This window comes from Brevundimonas sp. (genome assembly GCF_029945885.1).
Lineage (GTDB): Bacteria > Pseudomonadota > Alphaproteobacteria > Caulobacterales > Caulobacteraceae > Brevundimonas.
Window position 1 is genome coordinate 222,564 of record NZ_JAQSDK010000006.1, and the last position, 23,491, is coordinate 246,054.

26 protein-coding genes are annotated in these 23,491 nt (G+C 67.2%); 7 read left to right on the forward strand and 19 right to left on the reverse strand.

Going from position 1 to position 23,491, the window contains the following annotated elements; genetic code table 11:
- Positions 1 to 102: 102 nt before the first annotated feature.
- The 7 genes from mmsB to PSV00_RS05280 all read right to left on the reverse strand — a co-directional run bounded on the left by mmsB (position 103) and on the right by PSV00_RS05280 (position 5,640).
- Positions 103 to 1,089: a 3-hydroxyisobutyrate dehydrogenase gene (gene mmsB, locus PSV00_RS05250; protein WP_366944637.1), complete on the reverse strand. Its 987-nt coding sequence runs from the start codon at positions 1,087 to 1,089 to the stop codon at positions 103 to 105.
- Positions 1,086 to 1,889 (reverse strand): hypothetical protein, encoded by an 804-nt coding sequence (locus tag PSV00_RS05255; protein WP_300445447.1) that lies wholly within the window; start codon positions 1,887 to 1,889, stop codon positions 1,086 to 1,088. The genes mmsB and PSV00_RS05255 overlap by 4 nt, the downstream gene beginning before the upstream one ends.
- A gap of 62 nt (positions 1,890 to 1,951) precedes the next feature.
- Positions 1,952 to 3,001 (reverse strand): enoyl-CoA hydratase/isomerase family protein, encoded by a 1,050-nt coding sequence (locus tag PSV00_RS05260; protein ID WP_300445448.1) that lies wholly within the window; start codon positions 2,999 to 3,001, stop codon positions 1,952 to 1,954.
- Between the two features lie 9 nt (positions 3,002 to 3,010).
- Positions 3,011 to 3,424, reverse strand: a complete 414-nt coding sequence (locus PSV00_RS05265; RefSeq protein ID WP_300445449.1) for a type II toxin-antitoxin system VapC family toxin — start codon at positions 3,422 to 3,424, stop codon at positions 3,011 to 3,013.
- Entirely contained in the window at positions 3,421 to 3,687 is a 267-nt protein-coding gene (locus PSV00_RS05270; protein WP_300445450.1) for a type II toxin-antitoxin system prevent-host-death family antitoxin, read from the reverse strand. The genes PSV00_RS05265 and PSV00_RS05270 overlap by 4 nt, the downstream gene beginning before the upstream one ends.
- Positions 3,688 to 3,725: 38 nt before the next feature.
- Positions 3,726 to 4,436: a hypothetical protein gene (locus tag PSV00_RS05275; RefSeq protein ID WP_300445451.1), complete on the reverse strand. Its 711-nt coding sequence runs from the start codon at positions 4,434 to 4,436 to the stop codon at positions 3,726 to 3,728.
- Positions 4,437 to 4,500: 64 nt separating this feature from the next.
- The gene (locus PSV00_RS05280; protein ID WP_300445452.1) at positions 4,501 to 5,640 is read right to left on the reverse strand and encodes an acyl-CoA dehydrogenase family protein; all 1,140 of its coding nucleotides are present in this window, start codon (positions 5,638 to 5,640) and stop codon (positions 4,501 to 4,503) included.
- 280 nt (positions 5,641 to 5,920) lie between these two features.
- On the opposite strand from PSV00_RS05280, the gene hemB reads away from it, so the two are divergent.
- From hemB to PSV00_RS05300, 4 genes are read left to right on the forward strand one after another with little or no spacing between them, the layout of a single operon-like run.
- Positions 5,921 to 6,925, forward strand: coding sequence for a porphobilinogen synthase (hemB, locus tag PSV00_RS05285; RefSeq protein WP_300445453.1), 1,005 nt, complete (start codon positions 5,921 to 5,923; stop codon positions 6,923 to 6,925).
- 1 nt (position 6,926) lies between these two features.
- Positions 6,927 to 7,175, forward strand: a complete 249-nt coding sequence (locus PSV00_RS05290; RefSeq protein WP_300445454.1) for a DUF4160 domain-containing protein — start codon at positions 6,927 to 6,929, stop codon at positions 7,173 to 7,175.
- The gene (locus PSV00_RS05295) at positions 7,144 to 7,416 is read left to right on the forward strand and encodes a DUF2442 domain-containing protein (protein WP_300445455.1); all 273 of its coding nucleotides are present in this window, start codon (positions 7,144 to 7,146) and stop codon (positions 7,414 to 7,416) included. Before PSV00_RS05290 ends, PSV00_RS05295 begins: the two co-directional genes overlap by 32 nt.
- 55 nt (positions 7,417 to 7,471) lie before the next feature.
- Complete coding sequence (locus PSV00_RS05300; RefSeq protein WP_300445456.1) at positions 7,472 to 8,095, forward strand: peptidylprolyl isomerase; 624 nt, start codon at positions 7,472 to 7,474, stop codon at positions 8,093 to 8,095.
- Here the strand turns inward: PSV00_RS05300 and PSV00_RS05305 are convergent.
- The 3 genes from PSV00_RS05305 to PSV00_RS05315 form a co-directional block, all read right to left on the reverse strand.
- Positions 8,092 to 8,679 (reverse strand): hypothetical protein, encoded by a 588-nt coding sequence (locus PSV00_RS05305; RefSeq protein ID WP_300445457.1) that lies wholly within the window; start codon positions 8,677 to 8,679, stop codon positions 8,092 to 8,094. The two genes, PSV00_RS05300 and PSV00_RS05305, sit on opposite strands and share 4 nt — an antisense overlap.
- Before the next feature lie 23 nt (positions 8,680 to 8,702).
- The gene (locus PSV00_RS05310) at positions 8,703 to 9,167 is read right to left on the reverse strand and encodes an alpha/beta fold hydrolase (RefSeq protein ID WP_300445458.1); all 465 of its coding nucleotides are present in this window, start codon (positions 9,165 to 9,167) and stop codon (positions 8,703 to 8,705) included.
- Positions 9,168 to 9,265: 98 nt separating this feature from the next.
- On the reverse strand, positions 9,266 to 10,246 hold the full coding sequence (locus tag PSV00_RS05315; protein WP_300445459.1) for a dienelactone hydrolase: 981 nt from the start codon (positions 10,244 to 10,246) through the stop codon (positions 9,266 to 9,268).
- Between the two features lie 149 nt (positions 10,247 to 10,395).
- Here PSV00_RS05315 and PSV00_RS05320 point away from each other — a divergent pair, with 149 nt between their 5' ends.
- Positions 10,396 to 11,175, forward strand: a complete 780-nt coding sequence (locus PSV00_RS05320) for a LytTR family DNA-binding domain-containing protein (RefSeq protein WP_300445460.1) — start codon at positions 10,396 to 10,398, stop codon at positions 11,173 to 11,175.
- Between the two features lie 10 nt (positions 11,176 to 11,185).
- On the opposite strand, the gene PSV00_RS05325 is transcribed toward PSV00_RS05320, so the two are convergent.
- Positions 11,186 to 12,040 (reverse strand): NAD(P)-dependent oxidoreductase, encoded by an 855-nt coding sequence (locus PSV00_RS05325; protein ID WP_300445461.1) that lies wholly within the window; start codon positions 12,038 to 12,040, stop codon positions 11,186 to 11,188.
- Positions 12,037 to 12,537, reverse strand: coding sequence for a flavin reductase family protein (locus PSV00_RS05330; protein WP_300445462.1), 501 nt, complete (start codon positions 12,535 to 12,537; stop codon positions 12,037 to 12,039). Before PSV00_RS05330 ends, PSV00_RS05325 begins: the two co-directional genes overlap by 4 nt.
- A 147-nt stretch (positions 12,538 to 12,684) precedes the next feature.
- Here PSV00_RS05330 and PSV00_RS05335 point away from each other — a divergent pair, with 147 nt between their 5' ends.
- Together PSV00_RS05335 and PSV00_RS05340 are read left to right on the forward strand one after the other, a co-directional pair.
- Positions 12,685 to 13,587 (forward strand): flagellar motor protein MotB, encoded by a 903-nt coding sequence (locus PSV00_RS05335; protein WP_300445463.1) that lies wholly within the window; start codon positions 12,685 to 12,687, stop codon positions 13,585 to 13,587.
- A 120-nt stretch (positions 13,588 to 13,707) separates the two neighbouring features.
- Positions 13,708 to 14,481 carry an arginyltransferase gene (locus PSV00_RS05340; protein WP_300445464.1) on the forward strand — a complete coding sequence of 258 codons (774 nt, stop codon included), beginning with the start codon at positions 13,708 to 13,710 and terminating at the stop codon, positions 14,479 to 14,481.
- A gap of 10 nt (positions 14,482 to 14,491) precedes the next feature.
- Here PSV00_RS05340 and PSV00_RS05345 read toward each other — a convergent pair whose 3' ends face one another.
- The 7 genes from PSV00_RS05345 to PSV00_RS05375 all read right to left on the reverse strand — a co-directional run bounded on the left by PSV00_RS05345 (position 14,492) and on the right by PSV00_RS05375 (position 23,491).
- Positions 14,492 to 15,571 (reverse strand): M48 family metallopeptidase, encoded by a 1,080-nt coding sequence (locus tag PSV00_RS05345; RefSeq protein ID WP_300445465.1) that lies wholly within the window; start codon positions 15,569 to 15,571, stop codon positions 14,492 to 14,494.
- Between the two features lie 12 nt (positions 15,572 to 15,583).
- Positions 15,584 to 16,153: a LemA family protein gene (locus PSV00_RS05350; RefSeq protein ID WP_300445466.1), complete on the reverse strand. Its 570-nt coding sequence runs from the start codon at positions 16,151 to 16,153 to the stop codon at positions 15,584 to 15,586.
- Positions 16,154 to 16,235: 82 nt separating this feature from the next.
- Complete coding sequence (parC, locus tag PSV00_RS05355) at positions 16,236 to 18,437, reverse strand: DNA topoisomerase IV subunit A (protein WP_300445467.1); 2,202 nt, start codon at positions 18,435 to 18,437, stop codon at positions 16,236 to 16,238.
- A 121-nt stretch (positions 18,438 to 18,558) separates the two neighbouring features.
- Positions 18,559 to 19,668, reverse strand: a complete 1,110-nt coding sequence (locus tag PSV00_RS05360; protein ID WP_300445468.1) for an alkaline phosphatase D family protein — start codon at positions 19,666 to 19,668, stop codon at positions 18,559 to 18,561.
- Positions 19,669 to 19,745: 77 nt separating this feature from the next.
- A complete protein-coding gene (locus PSV00_RS05365) occupies positions 19,746 to 22,091 on the reverse strand; it encodes a TonB-dependent receptor (protein ID WP_300445469.1) in 2,346 nt (781 codons plus the stop codon).
- A gap of 186 nt (positions 22,092 to 22,277) precedes the next feature.
- Positions 22,278 to 23,009: a DNA repair protein RecO gene (recO, locus tag PSV00_RS05370; protein ID WP_300445470.1), complete on the reverse strand. Its 732-nt coding sequence runs from the start codon at positions 23,007 to 23,009 to the stop codon at positions 22,278 to 22,280.
- Positions 23,009 to 23,491 (reverse strand): nuclear transport factor 2 family protein, encoded by a 483-nt coding sequence (locus PSV00_RS05375; RefSeq protein WP_300445471.1) that lies wholly within the window; start codon positions 23,489 to 23,491, stop codon positions 23,009 to 23,011. Before PSV00_RS05375 ends, recO begins: the two co-directional genes overlap by 1 nt.

Consider the following 23,491-nt stretch of genomic DNA (forward strand, 5'->3'; position numbering starts at 1 on the left):
CGCCGCAAACCCTTAATTGATAACGGTTCTCAACTCTGGATTCGCGACGATTCCGCAAGCTGTTTTCCTGCCCGGGTCGGGATCAGGCCGCCTTGATCTGGATCATTTCGGCAATTGATCCAGCTGGCCGCGCAGCAGCTGCAGGATGGCCGAAAAGTCCCGTCCGCCGTAGCCCAGCCGGTCGAACAGCTGGAACAGCGCCTCGGACTGCGCCCCCAGCGGCGTCGAGGCCCCCGATTTGGCCGCCGCGTCCTGGGCCAGCTTCAGGTCCTTCAGCATCATGGCGGTGGCGAAGCCGCCGTCATAGTTGCGGTTGGACGGGGCCGTCGGCACCGGGCCGGGCCACGGATAATAGCTGCTGACGCTCCACGACTGGCCCGACGACTTCGAGGCGATGTCGAAGAATTTGACCGGGTCCAGACCCAGTTTCTCGGCCAGGGCCACGGCCTCGCAGGTGCCGATCATGGTGATGCCCAGGATCATGTTGTTGCAGATCTTGGCCGCCTGCCCGGCCCCGTGGTCACCGGCGCGCATCGTCACCCGGCTCATCGGCTCCAGCGCCGGCTCAACCCGGGCGAAATCGGCCTCGTCACAGCCGACCATGAAGGCCAGGGTCCCGGCGTCGGCCGCGACCGTGCCGCCGGAGACCGGGGCGTCGGCGAAGGCATAGCCCGCGGCCTTGGCCAGGCCGGCGACCTTGCGCGCCGTGTCGACGTCGATGGTCGAACAGTCCAGCAGCAGGGCGGTCTTCGGCGCGGTGCCGATGATCTGTTCCGAATAGACCGACAGCACATGCGGCCCGGCGGGCAGCATGGTGATGACGACGTCCGCATCCTGCACCGCTTCGGCCACAGACCCGGCGGCGACACAGCCCGCGGCCACGGCCCGTTCCAGCGCTGCCGGCGACAGGTCAAAGGCGCGGACCTCGTGCCCGGCCTTCGCCTGGTTGGCGGCCATGCCGCCCCCCATGTTGCCGAGTCCGATGAAGGCGATCTTGCGGGTCATGGCGGCGGTCTCCCTGTGCGATTTTGCGGCAGGGTTAGCCTCTCCGGCCCCGCTTCGCCAGCGCAGCCGGGGCGGTTTTGTCAGTCCGGCTTGCGGAAGCGGTAGACGAACTGGTCGGTACGGCCGCGGATCGCGTCATCGAAGACGTTCAGGCTGTGATCGTCGGCGGCATTGGCCACCGCGCGGCTTTCGCCCTCGAAGATGAAGCCGGCGGCCTCGATTTCGCGGCGCAGGAAGTCGCCCTCGATCCGGTGCAGGGTCGAGACCTGGCTGTTGCCGGTCCCGGCCGCGCCCTGATGATCGATGACCACGAACTGGCCGCCGGGCTTCAGGGCCGCATAGACGGCGCGGTTCATCTTCGCCACGTCGACGCCGAAGCCGGGGATGTGGAAGTCGTGATACTCCTGACTCATGAACACCACGTCCAGCGGCTGGTCGAAGGTCATGGTGTCGAGGTCACCGTTGACCCGGCTGACATTGCCGTAGCTGGCCACCAGGGCGTCGGCGGCCCCGTTCTCGCGCACGGCCGTGCGGTTGGGCACGAAGGCATAGACCTGACCGGTCGGGCCGACGACGCTGGAGAACAGACGGGTGAAATAGCCGGCACCCGGCCGGATGTCGGCGATGCGGTTGCCGCGCGCCAGATCGATGAAGGCCAGCATCTCGACCGGATGCCGCAGGGCGTCCCGCGCCACCTCTTCCGCCGGGCGGCGCGTATCGGCCACGGCGGCCTGGTACCAGGCGGTCGTCGGAGCCGGGGCGCTGTAGGCGGCGGCCGATGAGGACGTCGTCACCACCGTGCGCTCCCCGCCGTCGGCGGCGATGATCAGACAGCCGGACAGCGTAACCGAGGCGGCGGCGGCGAGAAGCAGGGTCTTGAACATGGCGATTTCCCGAATGGCGTTGTGGCAGATACGCCCCGATTGCGGCGCGGACGCAAGAGGACTCAGAGTGGCGTCCACTCGGCGTCCGCCGGCAGGGGCGCGAACAGGGCATCCAAATCGGCGTCGGTCACCCCGGCCAGATCAGCCGGTGACCAGTGGGGCGTATTGTCCTTGTCGATGATCACCGCCCGCACCCCCTCCTGGAAGTCGTGGGTCCGCACGATTCGGCCTCCGAGCCGGTATTCCATCGCCATGTTGTCGGCGAAGGTCGTCAGATGCAGGCCGGTGCGCAGCTGGCGCAGGGTCACCTTCAGCGACTGTGGCGACTTGGTCTTCAGCACCGCCAGCTGGGTCCGGGCCCAGTCGGTGCCCTCGGCCTCCAGGGCGGCGAAGATCGCCTCCACCGTGTCGAAGCTGAACAGCCGGTCGATCGCGTCGATCTGTTCCTCCAGCGGGGCCTCGCCCGGATCAACGGCCAGTTCATCGGCGATGTCGACCGGATAGCCCGGATCGGCGGCCAGGATGGTGCGGAAGACCTCGATCTCGTCGGACGGCATGAAATGGGTGTGGATGCCCAGGGCCACCGTGTCCGCCGCCTTCAGCCGCGCCCCGGTCAGGGCCAGCCAGGTCCCGGCGAACCCCGGCAGCCGCGGCAGGAACCAGCCGCCCCCGACGTCGGGGAACAGGCCGATACCGGTCTCGGGCATGGCATAGGTGGTGCGTTCGGTGGCGATGCGGACCACGGCCGGCTCGGAAATGCCCACGCCGCCGCCCATGACGATGCCGTCGACGATGGCCGTGACCGGCTTGGCATAGTCGAACAGCAGGGCGTTCAGCCGGTATTCCGCGTGGAAGAAGGCCTTGGCCGCGACCGCGTCCCCCGCCCCGCTCTCGGCGATCATGCGGATATCACCCCCGGCACAGAAGCCGCGCTCGCCGGCATGGTCGATCAGCACCGACAGCACCGATTCGTCGTCCTGCCAGTCCAGCAGGGCCGCGATCATCAGGTCGCACATCGGATGGTTCAGCGCATGCAACGCCTTCGGCCGGTTCAGGGTGATACGGCCGACGCCGGATTCGACGCGGGTTAGGACTTCGGGTTCATCGGTCATCCGCCCGACTTAGTCGCGAAGGTCGAGCACGTCCACGCCGGCAGCAGTCGCGGCGGAGAGCAACGGCTTGTCCCGAGAGGCCAGGACCGCGCCCCGTTCAATCGCCAGCGCGAGGTAGGCCGCATCGAACAAACTGAGCCCGGCGGTGGTGGCGACATCCGCCAACTGCCGAACGTCACCCTCGGTCAGGGGCTGATCGAATGCGATCTCGTACCCGTCCAACTGGTCAAATGCGTCCTTGACCACGATGCTCTGGTTGCGTGCCTTGACCACAAGGACATTGGCGACTTCCCAGACGAAAACACCCGGGGCGATGAAAGCGTAATCGTCTGCCCGCGCCAGCAACCGGTCTGCCGTCGCCGTCGCCTGCGAAGGCAGGAGCCAGGCAAGCGCCGCGGAGGCATCGAGCACCACGGCCATCATTCGCGGGCGACCTTCTTGAGCTCTTCCCAACTCATGCGGTCGAACTCCGGATCGGGTGCCTGGGCCTCCCGGAATCGCCGCGCACGCTCAGCCAATTCATGACCGGACAGGCGACGCCGAGGCAGGGGGAACCCATCCTCCGGCGACAACCGCGCCACGGGCTTGCCGTGGCGGGTGATGACGATGGCCTCGCCCGACGTCTCGACCTCGTCGATCAACGCCGAGAGATTCGTCTTGGCTTCCAGAACGCCCACGGTCCGCATGGCGACCTCCTGACCATAACTCTGGTCAGAATAGCCGACTACGGCTTCGGCGTCACCGTCATGTCGTAGGGAATGAACAGGCTCAGCTCCAGCGGGCCGGACTGACGCCAAGTCACCCGGTTCGACATCCCTTCGACCGCTACCGCATAACCCTCGCCGAACGCGGCGGAGGTAGTCCGCGCATCGGCCGCGATCGCCGCCAGGATCGCCGCCCGGTATTGCGGCGGGTCGATGATCGACAGCTGCCAGTCGCCGCTGATGTCGACCAGTGACCGGCCCGCCTGCTCTACCCCGTCGACGAAGGCCTCGATCCGGCCCGATGCCGTGTCGAGGGTGTCGCCTGCCTGAACCGGCGTCTTGACGATCAGGGTCGCCACACTGGTGTCAGAGCGCGCGCCGTCCATGCCCAGCGTCAGGGTCGCGATCATGTCCTCGGTCAGGGGCACCAGGACGCCCTCGGTCTCGATCGACAGGTCGATGTCCGCGCGCCGGGCCGCCGAGCGCGCCATGGTCCGCAGCGTCCGGGTGATCTCGTCGCGGCGGCCAACCGCTTCGCGCGTGTCGTTCACCACTCGGACCTCGACGATCAGATTGTCGGCGCGCCGGGCCAGCTGGATGACCGGCACCTCATCGCGATCCCATTCGATCATTCGCGACCCGGTGACGACGATTTCCTCGACGCCCGAAGACTGGGCCAGGACGGGCGTTGCGAGCAGGGCCAGCATGGCGGCAGTGGCGAAGATTTTCATGGTCGGTATCCTCCCGAACCGGAGGTTGGCACGGTCATGACGCGACGTCACCGGGATATCAGGCTCACTGTCGCAACATCTCCCGCGCGGTGATCACCCGCATGATCTCATTGGTCCCCTCGAGGATCCGATGGACTCGCAGATCGCGCACAATCCGCTCCAGCGGATAGTCCTTCAGATAGCCGTAGCCGCCGTGCAGTTGCAGGGCCTCGTCGGCGATCTGGAAACAGGCGTCGGTGGCGAACCGTTTGGCCATGGCGCACCATTTGGTCGCCTCGGGGTGTTTGGTGTCCAGCGCCCAGGCCCCGCGCAACACCAGCAGCCGCGCCGCCTCCAGCTGGGTCGCCATATCGGCCAGTTTGAACTGCGTATTCTGGAAGTCCGCCAACGGCTTGCCGAACTGTTTTCGCGTGGTGACGTAATCCTGGGCCGTCTCCAGCGCCAGCCTTGCCCCGCCGATCGAACAGGCGGCGATGTTCAGCCGCCCCCCGTCCAGACCCATCATCGCATAGCGGAAGCCGTCGCCCTCCTTGCCCAGCAGATTGGCCGCCGGCACCCGGCAGTCATCGAACTGGACGATGGCGGTGGGCTGGCTGTTCCAGCCCATCTTCCGCTCCTGGGCCCCGAAGCTGAGACCCGGCGCGTCCTTGTCGACGACGAAGGTCGAAATGCCCTTGGGTCCGTCGGCCCCGGTGCGGGCCATCACCACATAGACGTCGCTGGTCCCGGCTCCGGAGATGAAGGCCTTGGAGCCGTTCAGGACATAATGGTCGCCGTCGCGTTTGGCCGTGGTCCGCAGCGCCGCCGCGTCCGAGCCCGAGCCCGGCTCGGTCAGGCAATAGGAAGCAATAAGATCCATCGTCACCAGCTTCGGCACATAGCGGGCCCGCAGGTCGTCCGAGCCGATCCGGTCGATCATCCAGGTCGCCATATTGTGGATCGAGATGAAGGCCGCCGTCGACACATCCCCGTGCGACAGCTCCTCGAAGATCAGCGCCGCCTCGACCCGGCCCAGGGCCATGCCGCCGTGCTCCTCGCCGGTATAGATGCCGCAGAAGCCCATCTCGGCCGCCAGCTTCATCGTCTCGATCGGGAAATGTTTGCGCTCGTCCCATTCGGCCGAATGCGGGGCCAGCTCGGCCGCTGCAAAGGCCCGGGCGGCGTCCTGGATGGCGCGCTGGTCGTCGGTAAGGGCGAAGTCCATGGAAGCTCCCGTCGCATCGGCCGCTGGAGGACCGTTCGCCGTGCTTCTATCCAACCCCTCGCGCGACGTCACCCTCGCGCGACGTCACCCTCGCGCCGGTCCACGACCGGGTCTGACGCAGTCTGCGGCCAGACTGCGCCGATGACGACCGTCCATCCCCGCGATCGCCACGCCTCGGCCGGTGTTTTCAGCGTCCGATGTGGACCCGGTGGACTGAGTGGACTGAGTGGACTGAGTGGACCCTGTTTTCTCCGGTGCCCAACCCGCCTATGACCCCTGCATGACCCAGCCGTTTCCCCCCGCCGCCTTTCCCTATGCCCGCCCCCGCCGCCTGCGCAGCAGCCCCTGGGTGCGGCGGCTGGTGGCCGAGACCGTCCTGACCCCGTCGGACCTGATCTGGCCCCTGATCGTCCATGACGGGGCCGAGGACCGGGTGCCGGTCGCCTCCATGCCCGGCGTCTTCCGCCTGTCGCCCCGGGCCGCCGCCGCCGCCGCGGTCGAGGCCCGCGATCTGGGCATCCCGGTCGTGGCCCTGTTTCCCCATGTCGATGCCGCCATCAAGGACGCCAACGGCACCGGGGCCACCGATCCCGACGGCCTGATCCCCGACTGTATCAAGGCCATCAAGGACGCCGCGCCGGAGATCGGCGTCATGTGCGATGTGGCCCTGGACTGCTACACCGACCACGGCCACGATGGCCTGATGGCCGACGGCCGCATCCTGAACGACGACTCGCTGGAGCGGCTGGCCGAACAGGCCTTCATCCAGGCCCATGCCGGGGCCGACATCGTCGCCCCGTCCGACATGATGGACGGCCGGGTCCAGGCCATCCGCGAGGCGCTGGAGGCCAACGGCCTGCACGACACGATGATCCTGGCCTATGCCGCCAAATACGCCTCGGCCTTCTACGGCCCGTATCGCGACGCCGTCGGCTCGGCCAAACAGCTGACCGGCGACAAGCAAACATACCAGATGAATTACGCCAACAGCGACGAGGCCCTGCGCGAGGTGGCGATGGATATCGCCGAGGGGGCCGACGCCGTCATGGTCAAGCCCGGCATGCCCTATCTCGACATCGTCCGCCGCGTCAGCGAGACCTTCCAGGTCCCGACCTTCGCCTACCAGGTGTCCGGTGAGTACGCGATGATGCAGGCCGCCATCGCCAACGGCTGGCTGGACGAGGACCGCGCCATCCTCGAGACCCTGCACGGCTTCAAACGCGCCGGCTGCGCCGGCGTGCTCAGCTATTTCGCCCCGAAGGCGGCGAGGTTGCTGGGGGGCTAGGATGCCGACCATTCTGCAGATCGGGCCTTACCGCTTCTTTTTCTACAGCCATGAGCCGAATGAGCCGCCGCATATCCATGTCGCCAGCGGCCGGGCGACAGCCAAGGTCTGGACCGGGACGGTCTCGCTGGCGCGCAGCAAAGGTTTTCCGGCCCATGAACTCGGTGCTATAATTCGGCTCGTCCGTTCAAATCGCGAGCTCTTTCTGGAAGCTTGGCATGACCATTTCGGCGCAAGTCCAAACATCTGACGCCCGCGTTCTCGACGTTTCGTTTGATGACGACCGCATCAAGGTTGAGTTCGACGACGGACGGGGCATTGCCCTGCCCCTCGCCTGGTACCCGCGACTGTTGAACGGCACGGCGGATCAAAGAGGCCGCTGGGAATTGATCGGCGACGGGGAAGGTATCCACTGGCCGGACCTTGACGAAGACCTGAGCGCCGAGGGCCTGCTGCGCGGTGCGCCGGCCGCCCACTGGAATGCCACCTGACGCTCCACGCGGCGGAACCTTGTCGCCCCGAATCTGCCGCCATAGGCTCACCCCCATGATCAGACGCTCCCTCGCCGCCCTCGCCCTGCTGCTGCTGTGGCCGACCCTCGCCCTGGCCCAGGACGCTGCCGCGCCGCCGCCACCCCTGCCCCGGGTGGTGATGGAAACCTCGGCCGGTCGCATTGTCATCGCGGTCAACGACCGTCAGGCCCCGATCACCGGCGGCAACTTCCTCAGATATGTCGATGAACACCGGTTCGACGGCACCAGCTTCTATCGCGCCGTGCGCGCGGCCCCCGATCTGGGACTGGTCCAGGGCGGCACCAACAATGACCCGGCCAAGACCCTGCCGCCCATCGCCCACGAGCCGACGACGGTGACCGGCCTCAGCCATGTCGACGGCGCGGTGTCGATGGCCCGCTATGACCCCGGCACGGCCACGGGCGACTTCTTCGTCTCGGTCGGCCCCTCCCCCTCCTATGACGCGGGTCGGCCGTTCTCGATCGATGACTATGGTTTCGCCGTCTTCGGCAGGGTGGTCGAGGGTATGGATGTCGTGCGCGGCATCCTGGTCGCCCCGACCTCTCCGACCGAGGGTGACGGCTTCATGCGCGGCCAGATGCTGGAGCCGCGCATCACCATCGTCTCGGCGCGACGCGAAACCGCCCCCGTGCCCTAGCGGCCCGAATGCGCCAGCAATTCCGCCAGATCGGCCTTCCAGAACACCGCCCAGGTATGGGTGCCGTGGCCGTGGCCGTCGACGCTGTTCGGGATCAGCCGGTAGCGGCCGTTGCGGATGCGCGGCGCATATTGTTCCGACAGGCCCAGCTCGGGCGGATTGATGAAGTCATCGGCCGAGTTGATCCAGGTCAGGGGCGCGGTGATCTTTTCCAGACCGGCCGAGGGATCATAGTTCCACGAGGCATTGACCTGGTACCACAGGTCATTGGCGTCCAGCGCCGGGATGCGCCGGTCCTGCTGCGCCGCCAGCCAGCCGTCGGCGATCTCGCGCGTGGCCAGGTCGCGCTGCATCGGCATCGGGGCCGAACCCGCCAGCAGCAGCAGGTCGACCGCCGTGCGCAGCCCCTGCCGCGGCTGTTCGACATAGTCGCCGCCCTGCCAGGCCGGATCGCTGCGGATACCGTCCAGCAGCATGGCCCGCCACAGCCGGTTGCGCCCGGTGATGGCCGTCGGCTGGCAGGCCATCGGCATCAGGGCGTCGGCAAATTCGGGATGGGTCTCGCCCCAGACGAAGATATGCATACAGCCCATCGAGGTGCCGAAGATCAGCCGCAGGTGATCGACCCCCGCCCCTCGACCAGCAGCCGCCGCTGGGCCTCGACCATGTCGGCATAGTCGTATTCGGGAAAGGCCGCGCGCAGTCCGTCGCTGGGCTTGGACGAGCCGCCGTGGCCCAGGTTGTCGGGCAGGATGACGTAGTAGCGGGTCAGGTCCAGAGGCTGGCCGGGTCCGTACAGCTCGTCGGCGAACTGCGGCACCAGGAATTGCGCGCCCGTCCCGCCGGTGCCGTGCAGGATCATCACCGCATTGGTGATCCGGCCGGTGGTGTCACGCGCCGGCGTGCCCAGGGTGCGGTAGTGGATCGTCAGCTCGGGCAGGACCGCGCCCGATTCCAGGGCGAATTCCCGGGTGCGATAGTCCCCCTCGACCGGTACCGGGGTCTGGGCCCCGGCCAAACCGGCCCACAGCGCCAGCGCCGCCCCCGCCATCCATCCTGTCGTGATCCGCATCGGCCTGCTCCCTGTCCAGTTCCGCGGGGGTCCCGCCTGCCCCTCCATGGCCTGAACCTCCGGATGGAATTGATCAACCCGGCCGGGTCAATCCGGTGTCACGGTATTGGCCGGGCGACCCGGGGGGCGGAAGCCTGGGCCAGGGCCTGTCTGAAGAATCGCACGACCTCCCGGTTGAACCCGACCTTGAAGGCGGCGCGGTCGAAACCAGGTGCCGAGGCGCACAACTCAGGCGCAACGGCCTGCATGTCCGGGCCGCACGGCGTCAGGAAGTCATAGTGGCCGGCCCTGTCGACGCGGTGATACTCCGGAGCCCGCCCCAGCCGGTCCCGCACGGGCTCGACGTTGTAGGGGGACGGCAGGATCTGGTCGTCAGCCGCCTGCCACAGCTGTACCGGCAGGATGACCGACGTCAGGCTTTCATCTGTGAACGACAGGCCCAGGGCCGGGGCGGCGATGACAGCGGCCTTGACGCGCAGGTCGCGAGTCTCGGGCTGCCAGTCCGTCAGGTCCAGCCCGCCGAGCGCCGCCACCAGCCGACAGGCGAAGACCTCCGGATGGGCTGCACAGTGAGCCAGGATCATCTGCGCGTCCGAAACCCCGCCGATGATGGACGTCACCGTCAAGCCGCCGGCCGAGAAGCCGAAGGCCCCGACCCGCTCGGGATCGACCGTGACGGGACCCGCCCAGGGGCCGGTCATATAGTCGATCAGGCGGCTCAGCTGGGGTGCCCGCCCGGTCAGGTGCAGGCCGCGGCTCTGATCCCGGAAATTGTCGCCGGGATGGGTCAGGGCGGCGACGACAAAGCCGGCCTCCGCCAGCGCCTCGGCGGTGTCGGCGTGGCCGCCGTACCAGCCGCCGCTGCCGTGCGAAATGACCACCAGGGGTCGCGCCGACCCATCGTCCGAACCTGCCGGCAGCCAGACGCCCCCCTCGATCGTCTCCCCGTCGGGACCGGCGAAATGGATCAGCTGATCAGGGGCATCGGCCTGGGCGCGTGCCGTGACCGGCACGGCCCCGATCAGGGCGAAGGCGAGCACCGCAGCCAGAAGGTGCGGGCTGGAAGCAGGAAGGCGCATGGAAGTCTCCGGTTTGGACTGGCCCGACTGTCCCTCTCCGACGCGCCATCGCCAGTCGGTTTTCGCCAACGGGCGAGTGGGTTCGTGTGGCGGCGAATGGTTCCGCTTGCCGACCTCATCGCTATAGTTGGTCCATGAGGGATGCGACGATGCAGTCGATGAACACGACCCGGGCCTGGGTGATCGACCTGTCGGGCTTCGCGGCGGCCGGTGTGATCCTCGGCGTCGTCGGGCCGTTCGGGACCTTCTTCAACGACGCCCTGCCGCAGCGTGTTGCCTACTGGATGTGCCTGTGCCTGATCAGCGGCGTGGTCATCGGCGCGGCCGTGCGCTGGACCTGGCCCCCGGCGCGGCGTCGGGGGTTGCCGGCCTGGGCCTGGGTCCCGGCCGTCGCCGTGGCGATCACCGTTCCGCTGGGCCTGCTGTCGCGGGTCATCGCCATCGGCCTCTGGCCGGGTGTCCGTCAGGCTGTCGGCTGGACCGAGTGGTATGGTCAGGCCCTGTTGGTCGAGCTGGTGCTTCTGGCTCTCTATGTCGCGGCCCATTCCCGGGCGGGATGGCTGACCGGCCCCGCAGCGCCGGCGATGGTCCCTGTTGAGGCGGGCGCGGCCCGGATCCTGGATCGCCTGCCGCGACGGCTCGGGCGGGACCTGCTCTGCCTGCAGATGGAGGATCACTATGTTCGCCTTCATACGCTGGAAGGCTCAGTGCTCGTGTTGATGCCCTTCACCCGGGCCATCGCCGACGTCGGACCTATCGATGGCCTGAGGGTGCATCGCTCCTGGTGGGTGGCGCGTCAGGCCGTTCGGGGCGTCATCCACGACGGGCGCAATCTCCGGCTCAGGTTGACCTCGGGCCTCGAGGCTCCGGTCGCCCGCGCCAGGATCGCGGAGCTCAAGGCCGCCGGATGGCTGGCCGGCGATGTTTGATTTCCCGGTCTCAGGGTTTCAGGCGGGCCTTCAGGCTGGACGTGTCCCAGCGGTTGCCGCCCATGGCCTGGACCTCGGCGTAGTAGCCGTCGACCAGGGCTGTCATGTCCAGGGTCGCGCCATTGGCCCGGGCCTCGTCCAGCACCAGGCCCAGATCCTTGCGCATCCAGTCGACGGCGAAGCCGAAGTCGAACTCGCCCCTGGCCGCCGTCTTCCAGCGGTTGTCCATCTGCCAGCTCTGGGCCGCGCCCTTGGAGATGGCGTCATAGACGGCGTCGGTATCCAGACCGGCAGCCTTGGCGAAATGCACCGCCTCGGCCAGGCCCTGGACCACGCCGGCGATGGCGATCTGGTTGACCATCTTGGTCAGCTGTCCGGCCCCGGACGGCCCCATATGTTTGACGGCCTTGGCATAGGCCAGCACGGCGGGCTCGACCCGGGCCAGGGCATCGGCATCGCCGCCGGCCATCACGCTCAACTGGCCGTTCTCGGCCCCGGCCTGACCGCCCGACACCGGGGCGTCGATGAAGAACCGGCCCGACTCCAGGGCCAGCGCCGCCATCTCGCGCGCCACCGTCGCCGAGGTCGTCGTGTGGTCGACGATCACCGCCCCGGCGGCCAGATGCGGCAGGGCCTGGGTGACGACCTGGCGCACGTCGTCGTCATTGCCGACACACAGGACCAGAAGGTCTGCCCCTGCGGCCGCTTCCGCCACCGTCGGCGCGCAGGCCCCGCCGGTCGCCGACGTCCAGGCCCCGGCCTTGGCCGACGAGCGGTTGAAGCCCGTCACCGTATAGCCTGCGCTCAGCAGGTGGCGGGCCATCGGGGCCCCCATGACACCCAGTCCGGCAAAGGCGATCTTCATGTCTGCGGCTCCAATGCGGTGCCGTAGCGGCCGCGGAAATAGGTCAGGGCGTCCCCGGCCCGGCTCTCGACGGCCTGTACCGCACCGACGATGACCAGATGGTCGCCCATCCGGATCCGGTCGTGGGCCGTGCAGTCCAGCCGCACCAAGGCATTGCGCAGCCGGGGCGGCTCGGGATTGGTGGTGTCGAACTCGTCGGGACTCAGCCGGCAGCTGCCCCAGGCGAACCGGTCCGACATCTCGCGGTCATCGACCGGCAGGACATGGATGGCGAATCGCCCGGCGGCGGCGAACAGGTCGTGGCGGTCAGAGCTGTCATCCAGGCACCAGAGTACCAGCGGCGGATCCAGCGATACCGAGGTGAAGGAGTTGACCGTGATCCCGATCCCGCCGTCGTCCGACTGGGTCGTGACGACGCAGACGCCGGTGGCGAATCCGCCCAGCGCCTTGCGATACTCGGTCAGGTCAAAGGGGGGGGCGATGGGGGTCTGGGTCACCTCCCACGACTAGGCGAGCCCCCCGTCCCGGGCAAGGGCATTGGCACCTTTGACGTCCGATCAGTGCATGGTCGTGAAATGAAAACCGGTTCTTAACGTCGAGGGCGGATTTTACGGCTAACGAACAGCGTTAAGAGCAGCCTGACCATGTCCATGAGCGACCGTCCCATCCTGATCAAGAAGATCAAGAAGGTCGTTGGCGGTGGCCACCACGGCGGGGCCTGGAAGGTCGCCTACGCTGATTTCGTGACCGCGATGATGGCCTTCTTCCTGCTCATGTGGCTGATCAACATGACCGATCCCGAGCAGAAGCGCGGTATCGCCGAATATTTCGCCCCGGCCAGTGTGTCCCAGACGACCTCCGGCTCGGGTGGTATCCTCGGTGGCACCTCGCTCGGTGATGACGGGGCCAAGGGCTCCGGTGCCATGTCGGTCGTCACCCAGCTCGCGCCCGAGGCCCCGCAGGATGCGCCGCCGGAAGCCGGCCAGAGCAGCAATCTCGCCGCCGCCAGTGAGTCCGACCTGCGCGAGGAGATCGCCCGGCGCGAGGCCGCGGACTTCGCCAGTGCCGCCGCCTCCCTGCGTCAGGCCATGCAGTCGATGCCGGAACTGGCTGAATTGTCGAAACAGCTGATCGTCGACCAGACCCCCGAGGGGCTGCGCATCCAACTGGTCGACCAGGAGGGCCGTTCGATGTTCGAACAGAATTCCGCCCGTCCCAATGCCCGGGCCCAGATCCTGCTGCGCGCCATTTCCCGGGTTATCAACCAGCTGCCCAACCGGATTTCGGTGACCGGCCACACCAGCGCCGCCCCCGGTTCTAACCGGGCCACCCGCCCGGCCGACTGGGCCCTGTCGTCCGAGCGGGCCGATGCTTCGCGCGTGATCCTGCAGGCGGCCGGGGTCGATCCGGACCGGGTCTACCAGGTCTCGGGCAAGGCCGGATCCGATCCCCTGTATCCCGATGACCCCACCCTGGCCGGCAACCGCCGCATCGCCATCGTCCTGCTGCGCGAAGCCCCGGTCCTGCCCTCGGACACCAGCCTGTGACCCGGGCGCGCTTCGGCTGGCGCGCGAACCGGCTTGCGTCGGACGGCAAGCTGTCGCCTGATCTGACCATGAACGGTCCGCTGTCAAAATCTCGTCGGATTCCGGTGTGGACCTAGGGCCGTGACCCAGCATATCCCCCAGCGCCAGCTTCGCTTCTTTATGACGGCGACCGCGCCCTGCCCCTATCTGCCGGGCCAGACCGAGCGGAAGGTGTTCGCCAACCTGCCGTTCAGCGACGGGGCCTGGGTCAATGACGAACTGACCCAGGCGGGGTTCCGCCGCAGCCAGAACATCGCCTACCGCCCGGCCTGCGAGGCCTGCGACGCCTGTGTGTCCGTTCGGCTGCCGGTCGGGGAATTCAGTTTCTCAAGATCCCACCGCAAGGTGCTGGCCCGCAACGCCGATCTGTCCCGCGATCTGGTCGAGGCTGAGGCCACGACCGAACAGTTCGACCTGCTGCGCCGCTACCTGCATCGTCGCCATCCGGACGGCGGCATGAGCGACATGGGCTGGCTCGACTATGTCGCCATGATCGAGGACACGGCGGTACGGACCCATCTGATCGAATACCGCCTGCCCTCGCCCGACGGCGGGCCCGGCGATCTGGTCGGGGTCTGCCTGACCGACCTGCTCGGGGACGGTCTGTCGATGGTCTACAGCTTTTTCGACCCGGATCTGGAACGGCGCAGCCTCGGGGTCTTCGCCATCCTGGACCATCTGCGTCAGGCCGCCATCGTGCGCCTGCCCTATGTCTATCTGGGCTACTGGGTCCGGGGTTCACAGAAGATGGACTACAAGGCGCGCTTCCGGCCGATGGACGCCCTGACCCGGTCCGGCTGGCAGCGTTTGCCGGTTCATACGGACACGCCCGCAGTGCCCCCTGTAGACAGCTAGGCCGACCGTCTCAGCGGGTCGACGGAACCGAGGTTGCGAACGGTGGCGGTGCAGCCGCCCGCTGTGAAGCGCCCCAGGGTCCCGGTGCGGGCCCCGGGCCAGGTTCCTGATCCGGGGCCTGCCACGGACCCGGATCCCGACCGCCGGCGAATTCGACCAGGGCGGCGACGCGACTGTCGATCGATGGATGGGTCGCGAACAGCCCCTCCAGCCCGCGCCCGTCGGGCTGGTTGTCGAGGAACATCAGCTGGACCTCGTCGGGCGCGCGCACATTGGAGCGGCCCTCGATCTTGCGCAGGGCCGCGATCATCGCATCCGGATTCTTGGTCAGCTCCACCGAACCGGCGTCGGCCACATATTCCCGCGTCCGCGACAGCATCATGCGGATCACCAGGGCCAGGCCGAATCCGACGGCGGCGATGGCGATACCGATCAGCATCAGCGGTCCGGCGTTCTTGTTGTCCCGGCTACCGCCGCGCGAGAAGAAGATGCCGCGCACCACCAGTTCGGCGATGACGCTGATGATGCCCGCGAAGATCGAGGCGATCACCATGGTGCGGACGTCCTTGTTGATGACGTGGGTCATCTCGTGCGCCAGCACCGCCTCCAGCTCATCTCGGTCCATCGCCTGCATCAGGCCGCGGGTCACGGTGACGCTATAGCGACCCTCGTGCAGGCCCGAGGCATAGGCGTTCATGCCCGGCGTCTCGATGATCCGCAGCGCCGGCGTCCGCATCCCGCGCGAAATCGCCAGGTTTTCGAGCAGATTATAGAGTTCAGGCTCGTCCCGTCGCTCGACCTTTCGGGCTCCGGTGATCACATCGATCATCGTCTGGCTGCCGAAATAGGCGATGGCGAACCAGATGGCGGCGATGACAAAGGCCATCGGCACGGTCCAGCCCAGCATCGCACCGGCCAGGGCCATATCGTCGCCCAGACTGCCGCCCGTGCCCGCGATCATACCCAATCCCATCAGGATCAGCTGCACCCCGTACAGGATGCCGATCAGCAGGACGGGAAACCCGGCCAGCAGCAGGGCTGACCGGGTATTATTGGCCCAAATATGGGTCTTGAGTCCGACGGCAGCCAAGGCTCAAGCCTCCTAGAAGCTGACCTTGGGCGGGGCGGCCGACATCGTGGCCCGCTCGCCGTCGCCGACGTCGAAGAACGGCTTGTCCGAGCCGAAGCCGAACAGGCCGGCGAACAGCACGGTCGGGAACTGGCGACGGACGGCGTTGAATTCGCTGACGGCATTGTTGAAGAAGCGGCGTGCGGCGGCCAGTTTGTTCTCGATGTCCGACAGGTCGGCCTGCAGTTGCAGGAAGTTCGTGTTGGCCTTGAGGTCCGGATAGGCCTCCGACAGGGCGAACAGCTTGCCCAGCGCGCCGCTGAGCATGTTCTCGGCCTGGACCTTGTCGTTGATCGAATCGGCCGAGGTCGCCGCGTTGCGGGCCTGGATCACGGCGTCCAGCGTGCTCTTCTCATGGGTCGCATAGCCTTTGACCGTATCCACCAGATTGGGAATCAGGTCCTGGCGCTGCTTCAGCTGCACATCGATGTCGGCGAACGACTGGTTGGCCGACTGATCCAGCGCCACCAGCCGGTTGTAGGCTCCAACGATGACGAACAGCAGGATGACGACGATGACGCCGACGACGATCAGGGTGGTCATATGAATGGTCCTCCAGACTTTAACTGACAGTATCGCGCGTCCGGCGGCGCGCCTCTAATGAAATCGGCGTCACCTGCGGGCGTTAGCGGAATTTGCGCAGGCCCCGCGGCCCCATCCGGCCGGCCCCGGCGCGTTTGCCGAGCCAGTCCTTCCAGTCGGGCCAGTTGCGGCGCCGCCCGCCGCCGTCGGCCCACTCAGGTCCGGTCTCGGCGTCGAATACGGTCAGGTCCTGCAGCCCGCCCTGTTTGTAGGTCTGCAGCTTGACCCCCTTGCCGCGTCCCATTTCGGGCAGCTCTGCCAGCGGGAAGATCAGCGCCTTCAGGTTTTCGCCGAGGGTTGCGACATAATCACCCCTGACCCGCAGCGCCGCCAGCAGGTCGCCGTTCAGCACCTGTTTGCCGCCGCGCTTCTGGGCCAGCAGGTCATCTTCCGGCGCGATGAAGCCGTAACCGGCCTTCGACGCCACCAGTAGTTTCGCGCCCGGCTGATGCGCCAGGACGGCGATGATGCCGGCGCTCTCGTCGAGATCGATCATCAGCCGCAGCGGCTCGCCGTGCCCGCGACCGGAGGCCAGTTTGTCGGCCCCGATGGTGAAGATGCGGCCGTCCGAGGCCGCCACCAGAATCTTGTCCGTGGTGAAGGCCGGCTCGAGGAAGGCCAGGGCGTCGCCCTCCTTGAACTTCAGCTCGGACGGATCCTCGACCTTGCCCTTGGCCGCCCGGATCCAGCCGCGCTCGGACAGGATGACCGTGATGGCCTCGCGCGGGATGAAGGCCTCGACCGGGGCATAGGCCGAGGCGTCGACGGCCTCGGCGATCGTGGTCCGGCGCGGAGAGATCAGCGCCTTGCGCACCAGCTCCAGCTCCTTGCCGATCGTCTTCCACTGTTTGGCCGGCGACAGGGACAGGGCCTGCAGCGCCGCCAGTTCTTCGGCCAGCGCCTTGTATTCGTTCTCAATCGTCATCTCCTCGATCCGCGCCAGCTGGCGCAGCCGGGTGTCGAGGATGAAGTCGGCCTGCAGCTCGGACAGGCCGAACCGGGCGATCAGCACCGCCTTGGGCTGCTCCTCCTCTCGGACGATGCGGATCACCTCATCGATATTGAGGAAGACGATCCGCAGACCTTCCAGCAGGTGAAGCCGCTTCTCGACGCGGTCGATACGCCAGTGCGAGCGCCGCACCAGCACGTCACGCCGGTGATCGAGGAAGGCCTGCAGACAGGCCTTCAGCCCCATGACCCGTGGCGTACCGGTGGCGTCCAGCACATTCATGTTGATCGGGAAGCGCACCTCGAGGTCGGACAGCTTGAACAGGCTCTCCATCAGGACCTCGGGTTCGACCGTGCGGCTCTTGGGCTCCAGCACCAGCCGGATGTCCTCGGCCGACTCGTCGCGCACATCGCCCAGCAGCGGGGCCTTCTTGTGCTCGATCAGATCGGCGAGGGCCTCGATCAACCGGCTCTTTTGCACCTGGTAGGGCATCTCGGTGACGATGATCCGCCACACGCCCCGACCCAGGTCCTCCGTCTCCCAGCGCGCCCGCAGACGCACGCCCCCGCGCCCGGTCTCATAGGCGTCGAGGATCGAGGCATGGCCCTCGACCGCCACACCGCCGGTCGGGAAGTCGGGTCCCGGCACGATGGTGGCCAGTTCCCCGGTCGTCGCCTCGGGCCGCTCCAGCAGCACCATACAGGCATCGATCAACTCGCCGACATTGTGCGGCGGGATCGAGGTGGCCATGCCGACGGCGATGCCCGATGAACCGTTGGCCAGCAGATTGGGGAAGCCGGCGGGCAGGACGACCGGCTCCTCGTCCTGGTCGTCATAGGTGGCGCGGAAATCGACCGCATCCTGATCGATGCCTTCCAGCAGCAGGGTCGCCGCCGAGGTCAGCTTGCACTCGGTGTAGCGCATGGCGGCGGCGCTATCGCCGTCGATGTTGCCGAAATTGCCCTGGCCGTCGACCAGCGGATAGCGCTGGGCGAAATCCTGGGCCAGTCGCACCAGGGCCTCATAGATCGAGGCGTCGCCGTGCGGGTGGTAGCCGCCCATGACCTCGCCGACGACCTTGGCGCATTTGCGGGCCGCCGCCTGCGGGTTCAGCCGCATCTGGTGCATGGCGTAGAGAATGCGCCGGTGGACCGGTTTGAAGCCGTCGCGCACGTCCGGCAGGGCGCGGTTGGTGATCGTCGACAGGGCGTAGGCCAGATAGCGCTGAGACAGCGCTTCGCTCATCGGCTCATCGATAATGCGGCCGCCCTCGGGCGTCGGAGTGTGAACGGTCATGGGCCTTCGAATCAGGGAAGCAGAGCCGGAAGTCTAGCCCGTCAGCCTACATTCGCCCGTATCGGCTCGTTTGTCCCCCACCGCGGCCGAGGGCCGGTGCGCGGTCTGGCCCCCGGGTGGTTCATCGAACGGTGAGATCGCCGATGCGCAGGGCCTGTTCCAGTCGGACGACTCCGTTCACGTCCCGGATTTCGGCCAGAACGGTCGGATTCTCGCCGCCCCAGCCCAGGGTCAACAGGCCGAAATTCTGGTCGCGGAACACCTCCCCGACACGCAGGGCGTTGGGCGGGGTCACCGGCCAGACCTCGGTCAGCCCGGAGGAGGTGATGTCCCACAGGGGATAGGGGGTGTTCACGTCCAGGCGCGAGATCTCGCCATAGTGGGTATCGCCCGACAGGCAGAACAGGCCATTGGCCCGTCGGTCCCGGATCGCGGCAATCAGCCGTTGATGGTCGTGAGCGAAATTCATCCAGCCTTCCCAACCGGCGAAATCGGCAACGACCTGCAGGCTGGAGGCCAGAATGCGGATGTCAGCGGGGACCGACAGCTGGTCCTCCAGCCAGCGCCACTGGGTCTCGCCCAGCTGGGTGGCCGTCAACTCCGGATTTCGGGTATAGGGCCCCGGCGTCGGCTGCCCGGCGGCCGCGCGATGTGCGACCCAGTCGTCATATTCCTGGGGTCCCAGGTCAAGCGGGAGGAGCGGGGTCCGGTTCCAGCGCAGGTCGGGCAGCAGGATCTGTACCCGTTGGCCGGCAGGTCCGAAGACATGGGCAGTATAGATACCGTCACGGGTCCGCCGCGGGCTGTCGGCCGGCTCACCGAAGAAGTCGAGGAACAGCCGGCGGGTCTCCTCCTTCATCGGATAGTCGACCCCGGCGTCGTTCTCGCCGAAGTCGTGATCATCCCAGATGGCGATGATCGGTACGCTGGCCTTCAGGCGCTGGAAGCCCGGCTGGGCCGCCAGCTCGGCATATTTGCGGCGCATCACCACCGGGTCGCGGGTGTCCAGGTAGACGTTGTCGCCCAGGAAGATGAACAGGTCGGGGCGGGTTTCCAGGACGGCGTCCCAGATCGGCTGCGGCTTGTCGCTCCGGGCGCAGGATCCGAAGGCGATCCGGGTCAGGGCCTGGTTCGCCCGGGGGTGGGGATCCGGCTCCGCCCTGGCGGTCCCGACCATGAGTCCGGCACCGGCGGTTCCGGCGATCAAATGGCGGCGCGACAGACGGGTCATGTCCATATTCCCTGCTTGAATCAAAAAATGGAAGACGGGGCGCATCCCTGGGATGCGCCCCGTCCCTGCCAGACCGCCTAGAAGCGGCGACGCAGCGTCACAAAGGCCTGACGCGGCGCGCCCGGCAGGAAGGTTTGACGCCCCGCCGTGTTCTGGAAACCGCCCGAGCCGACGGTCGAGATGTAGTCTTCGTCGAACAGGTTGGTCACGTTCAGCTGCACGATGGTGCCGTCCAGCCAGTCGGCCCGGTCGAGGAACCGGTAGCCCGCGGTCAATTCGAACACGGTGTAGCTGTCGACCGACTCGTCATTCAGGTAGCTGGAGAAACGCGAGCCGGTGAAGGCTCCGGCCAGGGTCGCGTAGAGGTGACCGTCGTCATAGGCCACTTCGCCCCGGGCCAGGGTTTCCGGCGTGTTGAGCACGGTCTTGCCGGCCGTGGCGGCCACCAGGACTCCCGCACCGTCAAGGACGTCGTCCTGGTAGGTCGAGTCGTTGTAGCTGAACGATCCGTAGGCCGACCAGTTCTGGGCAAAGGACCAGATCGCGGCGGCCTCGAAACCGCGGCTCTGGACCGCGCCGACGTTCTGGATGCCGTTGCCCAGGCCCAGGATCGGGGCACCGAGGGCGACACCGAGCAGGCGGTTCTCGAACCGGACGTCATAGACCGCAACCGAACCCTGGATCTGGTCCATACGGAAGCGCCAGCCGGCCTCGATCGTCTTCGAGCTTTCCGGCTCCAGGTTGTTTTGCAGGGCGGCGAAGCCCGCCGCGGTGGCCGAGAACGGACCCCCGGTATTGGAGGACTCATAGGCCCGCATGTTCTCGGTGTAGGACGCGAACAGCTGGTGATCTTCATTCACCTCGAAGGCGACCCCGATCTGCGGCAGGAAATTGTCGTCCGCCTTGATGGTACCGGTCTTGTTGGCACCGGTGATGGTCGTGGCGGTATTTTCGACCGCAAGGGACTTGAAGCCGAAATTGACCGTCAGGGCATCGGTGACCGTCCAGGTGTCCTGCAGATAATAGTGGCGGGTCTCGGTCGCGAAGTCATAGGCCCATTGGGTGAAGAAGGGGTTGGCCAGGAAGTCCAGCGAGTTCCGGGTGTTGGCGACCCGGTCCAGGCCGTAGAAGCGACGGGCCTGGGTGAAGTCGTTGTTCTCCATCCAGAAGCCGCCCTCGAGGGTGTGCATGCCGACGACGAGGGTGGCCGAACCGACGATCCCGCGACGATCAATGTCATACTCGGTCGTGCGGACCGAGATCGGGCTCGGGTTCACGATGGCCGTGCCGGTCTGGTCAGGCGCGCCGGCCGGGGTGGGGACGTAGGGCGACCACCACAGGCCCTGGCCTTCATTCTTGTGGGCGTAGCCGGTCAGGCTGATGTCGAGGTGATCAGTGACCGGATAGGTGAAGGTCAGGGCCGCGAGGGTGTCATCGCGCAGGCCCGCAGCGTTGAAATAGGCGTCGTCGATGCAGCTGGCACCGCCGACGTAGGCATTGGTGCCCGAGCCACCGCCCAGTTGCGGGCAGTCGCCGCCCGGATTGGCCTGATAGATGTCGGCGTTGGTGACGGCATTGCCATAGTTGTCGGAGTTGTTGTCCCAGTTGCGACCCAGGCGGCTGATCTGCTCCAGCGACATGTCCTGATAGTCATTCTCACGACGCTCGGACGTATTGTAGAAGCCATACAGTTCGCCGCGACCGACGGGCAGGACGGCGTTCAGGTTCAGCTGCTTCTGGTTCTGCTCGCCGAAGCCTTTCCACTTGTCAGCCTGATGATCGACATAGGTCAGGGAGGCCCGCAGGCTGTCATCGCCGAACAGGGAGCCCGTATCGATCCGGACCAGGCCGCGGCTGGTGTTCTCGCTGCCGTAGGTGCCGGCCAGATCGACGCCGAAATTCTCGGTCGGCCGGCGGCTGACGAACTGGATGGTACCGCCCAGGTTGCTGCTGGAGGCAGTGCCGAGCGCGCCCGAGCCCTGGGCCACGTCGACGCGGGCCACGTTCTCGGAGATGGTCGCGCGCGAGATGTGCAGACCGTTATGGTTGCCGTAGCTCATGTCGCCCAGCGGCACGCCGTCGAGGGTGAAGCCCAGCTGGTTCTGGTTGAAGCTGCGCAGTACGAGCCGGGCAGACCATTCATAGTTGCCGAACGCATCAGCCGACTGGAAGCTGACGCCGGGCAGGCGTTCGATCGCCTTCAGTGGGCTGGTGCCGGGGGCTTCCATGGCGATGATGGCCTCGGTGACCGAGGCCTGCTGGCGGCTCTGGCCCTGGCCAAAGACCAGGACGTCGTCCAGGCTGGAGGGCGTTTGCGGGGCATCTGTACCGGTCTGCGCGAAGGCGGCGGACGGCGCGAATGCCAGGCCGGCGAGAGAGAACGCGAGCGCTGACACGCCCATGAGAAGACGATGGTTACTCATTTTAGCCCCGATGGTTGGCACAGGATTGCGCACCGGAACGCCCTACTTAGCGGCCAAGACAAAGCGACGACGGCCGTGCCGGCTTTGTGTGACGTCGCGCAATTGGGACCGCTTTGCGGCCCGGCGTGCCCGAATGGCTACGCTTGTTCCGGGTACGATCGAATTCCGGAATCGGCGCTCGTTAGCCTACAGCCGCCCCGTCTCTCCCAGCCTGTCCAGCATCCAGACCCGGGCCGACGGGATCGGCCGGTTCTGCGGGTGGAAGACGAACTGTTCCAGAAAATGCCCGGTCAGGGCCAGTCCGGCTCCGACGTCGCCGGGTCCCAGTCCCGCCTGGGCCCCCAGCATGAAGGGCGGCAGCACCAGCAGCTTGTCGGCATAGGGCGCGCCGGCGTCGCGGCTGACCGCCCGGCCGGTGCGTGGGCTGACCCAGACCAGATCGTCCATCGTCCCGCTGACGGCGCAGCTGGACAGGTCGAGGCCGAAGCCGAGGTCCTCCAGCAGGCCAGCCTCGAACCGCACGAAGATCGCCGGCCACACCTCGGGCAGGGCAAAGGCCGCCATCAGGGCCTCGAAGGCCAGGAAGGCCCCCGGATGCGGCTCGCGCTCCGGCAGGGCGCCCTGGGCCACGGCGGCGGCGGCGGCCAGGCCGGTCAGGGCCATGGAATCCTCGAACAGGGCACTGGGCCCCTCGCCTACCGGCTCCAGCCGCGCCGAACCCAGATGATCCGAGGTCCGCGCCCGGTAGTCGGCGATGACCCGGGCCCCGGGCTGCAGGAAGGGCTTCATCTTGCGCGAGGCTCCGCCCGCGACGTAGGCGGCGTGTCGACCATGCCCCTCGGTCAGCAACTCGACCACCACGCCGGTGTCCCCGTGCGCCCGGGCCGACAGGACGAAGGCTTCCTCGGAGAATTCCATCAGTCGGGCGTGCCTGGCTGACCGCGAATGACGGTGACCACGTCGCGGGCCACGTCATTGGGCACGGCGAAGCTCAGCACATATTGCTCGATCTTCCAGCCGTCCTCGGTCAGGCGCAGCACGCCCGAGCCCCGCGTTTCGCCATAGCTGGCATTGTCCAGCCGCTCGTCGAACCAGGCCACGCAGCGGCAGGCGATCGGGGCGATCGTCACCACCCGGTCGTGCGGCACATAGGTCCAGCCCTGGCCGCGGGCAAAATAGGGTTCGGCATAGGCGCGGAACGCCTGCAGAGACCAGCGCTCGCCGGCGTCGGTGCCGATGAAACGGGCATCGGGCGTGAACTGGGCGAAATAGGTTGCGCCGTCTGCTGTCGCGGCAGCGGCGTGCATCCGGTCAATGACCGCTCCCACCGCAGCGTCCGGCGCGGCGAGGGTCGGGTCCTGGGGCGGGGCCAGGGTCAGGGCGGCGATCAGGGCAAACAT

Excerpts from the sequence above, each read along its gene's own strand:
- PSV00_RS05300 (WP_300445456.1), top strand. The coding sequence starts at position 7,472 with ATGATCAGACGCTCCCTCGCCGCCCTCGCCCTGCTGCTGCTGTGGCCG.
- PSV00_RS05365 (WP_300445469.1), bottom strand. The coding sequence starts at position 22,091 with ATGAGTAACCATCGTCTTCTCATGGGCGTGTCAGCGCTCGCGTTCTCT.
- PSV00_RS05305 (WP_300445457.1), bottom strand. The coding sequence starts at position 8,679 with ATGCATATCTTCGTCTGGGGCGAGACCCATCCCGAATTTGCCGACGCC.
- PSV00_RS05275 (WP_300445451.1), bottom strand. The coding sequence starts at position 4,436 with ATGAAAATCTTCGCCACTGCCGCCATGCTGGCCCTGCTCGCAACGCCC.
- PSV00_RS05360 (WP_300445468.1), bottom strand. The coding sequence starts at position 19,668 with ATGACCCGTCTGTCGCGCCGCCATTTGATCGCCGGAACCGCCGGTGCC.
- PSV00_RS05255 (WP_300445447.1), bottom strand. The coding sequence starts at position 1,889 with ATGTTCAAGACCCTGCTTCTCGCCGCCGCCGCCTCGGTTACGCTGTCC.
- PSV00_RS05375 (WP_300445471.1), bottom strand. The coding sequence starts at position 23,491 with ATGTTTGCCCTGATCGCCGCCCTGACCCTGGCCCCGCCCCAGGACCCG.
- PSV00_RS05290 (WP_300445454.1), top strand. The coding sequence starts at position 6,927 with ATGCCGACCATTCTGCAGATCGGGCCTTACCGCTTCTTTTTCTACAGC.
- PSV00_RS05260 (WP_300445448.1), bottom strand. The coding sequence starts at position 3,001 with ATGACCGATGAACCCGAAGTCCTAACCCGCGTCGAATCCGGCGTCGGC.
- parC (WP_300445467.1), bottom strand. The coding sequence starts at position 18,437 with ATGACCGTTCACACTCCGACGCCCGAGGGCGGCCGCATTATCGATGAG.
- PSV00_RS05295 (WP_300445455.1), top strand. The coding sequence starts at position 7,144 with ATGACCATTTCGGCGCAAGTCCAAACATCTGACGCCCGCGTTCTCGAC.
- hemB (WP_300445453.1), top strand. The coding sequence starts at position 5,921 with ATGACCCAGCCGTTTCCCCCCGCCGCCTTTCCCTATGCCCGCCCCCGC.
- recO (WP_300445470.1), bottom strand. The coding sequence starts at position 23,009 with ATGGAATTCTCCGAGGAAGCCTTCGTCCTGTCGGCCCGGGCGCACGGG.
- PSV00_RS05265 (WP_300445449.1), bottom strand. The coding sequence starts at position 3,424 with ATGATGGCCGTGGTGCTCGATGCCTCCGCGGCGCTTGCCTGGCTCCTG.
- PSV00_RS05280 (WP_300445452.1), bottom strand. The coding sequence starts at position 5,640 with ATGGACTTCGCCCTTACCGACGACCAGCGCGCCATCCAGGACGCCGCC.
- PSV00_RS05315 (WP_300445459.1), bottom strand. The coding sequence starts at position 10,246 with ATGCGCCTTCCTGCTTCCAGCCCGCACCTTCTGGCTGCGGTGCTCGCC.
- PSV00_RS05310 (WP_300445458.1), bottom strand. The coding sequence starts at position 9,167 with ATGCGGATCACGACAGGATGGATGGCGGGGGCGGCGCTGGCGCTGTGG.
- PSV00_RS05325 (WP_300445461.1), bottom strand. The coding sequence starts at position 12,040 with ATGAAGATCGCCTTTGCCGGACTGGGTGTCATGGGGGCCCCGATGGCC.
- PSV00_RS05350 (WP_300445466.1), bottom strand. The coding sequence starts at position 16,153 with ATGACCACCCTGATCGTCGTCGGCGTCATCGTCGTCATCCTGCTGTTC.
- PSV00_RS05335 (WP_300445463.1), top strand. The coding sequence starts at position 12,685 with ATGTCCATGAGCGACCGTCCCATCCTGATCAAGAAGATCAAGAAGGTC.
- PSV00_RS05270 (WP_300445450.1), bottom strand. The coding sequence starts at position 3,687 with ATGCGGACCGTGGGCGTTCTGGAAGCCAAGACGAATCTCTCGGCGTTG.
- PSV00_RS05320 (WP_300445460.1), top strand. The coding sequence starts at position 10,396 with ATGCAGTCGATGAACACGACCCGGGCCTGGGTGATCGACCTGTCGGGC.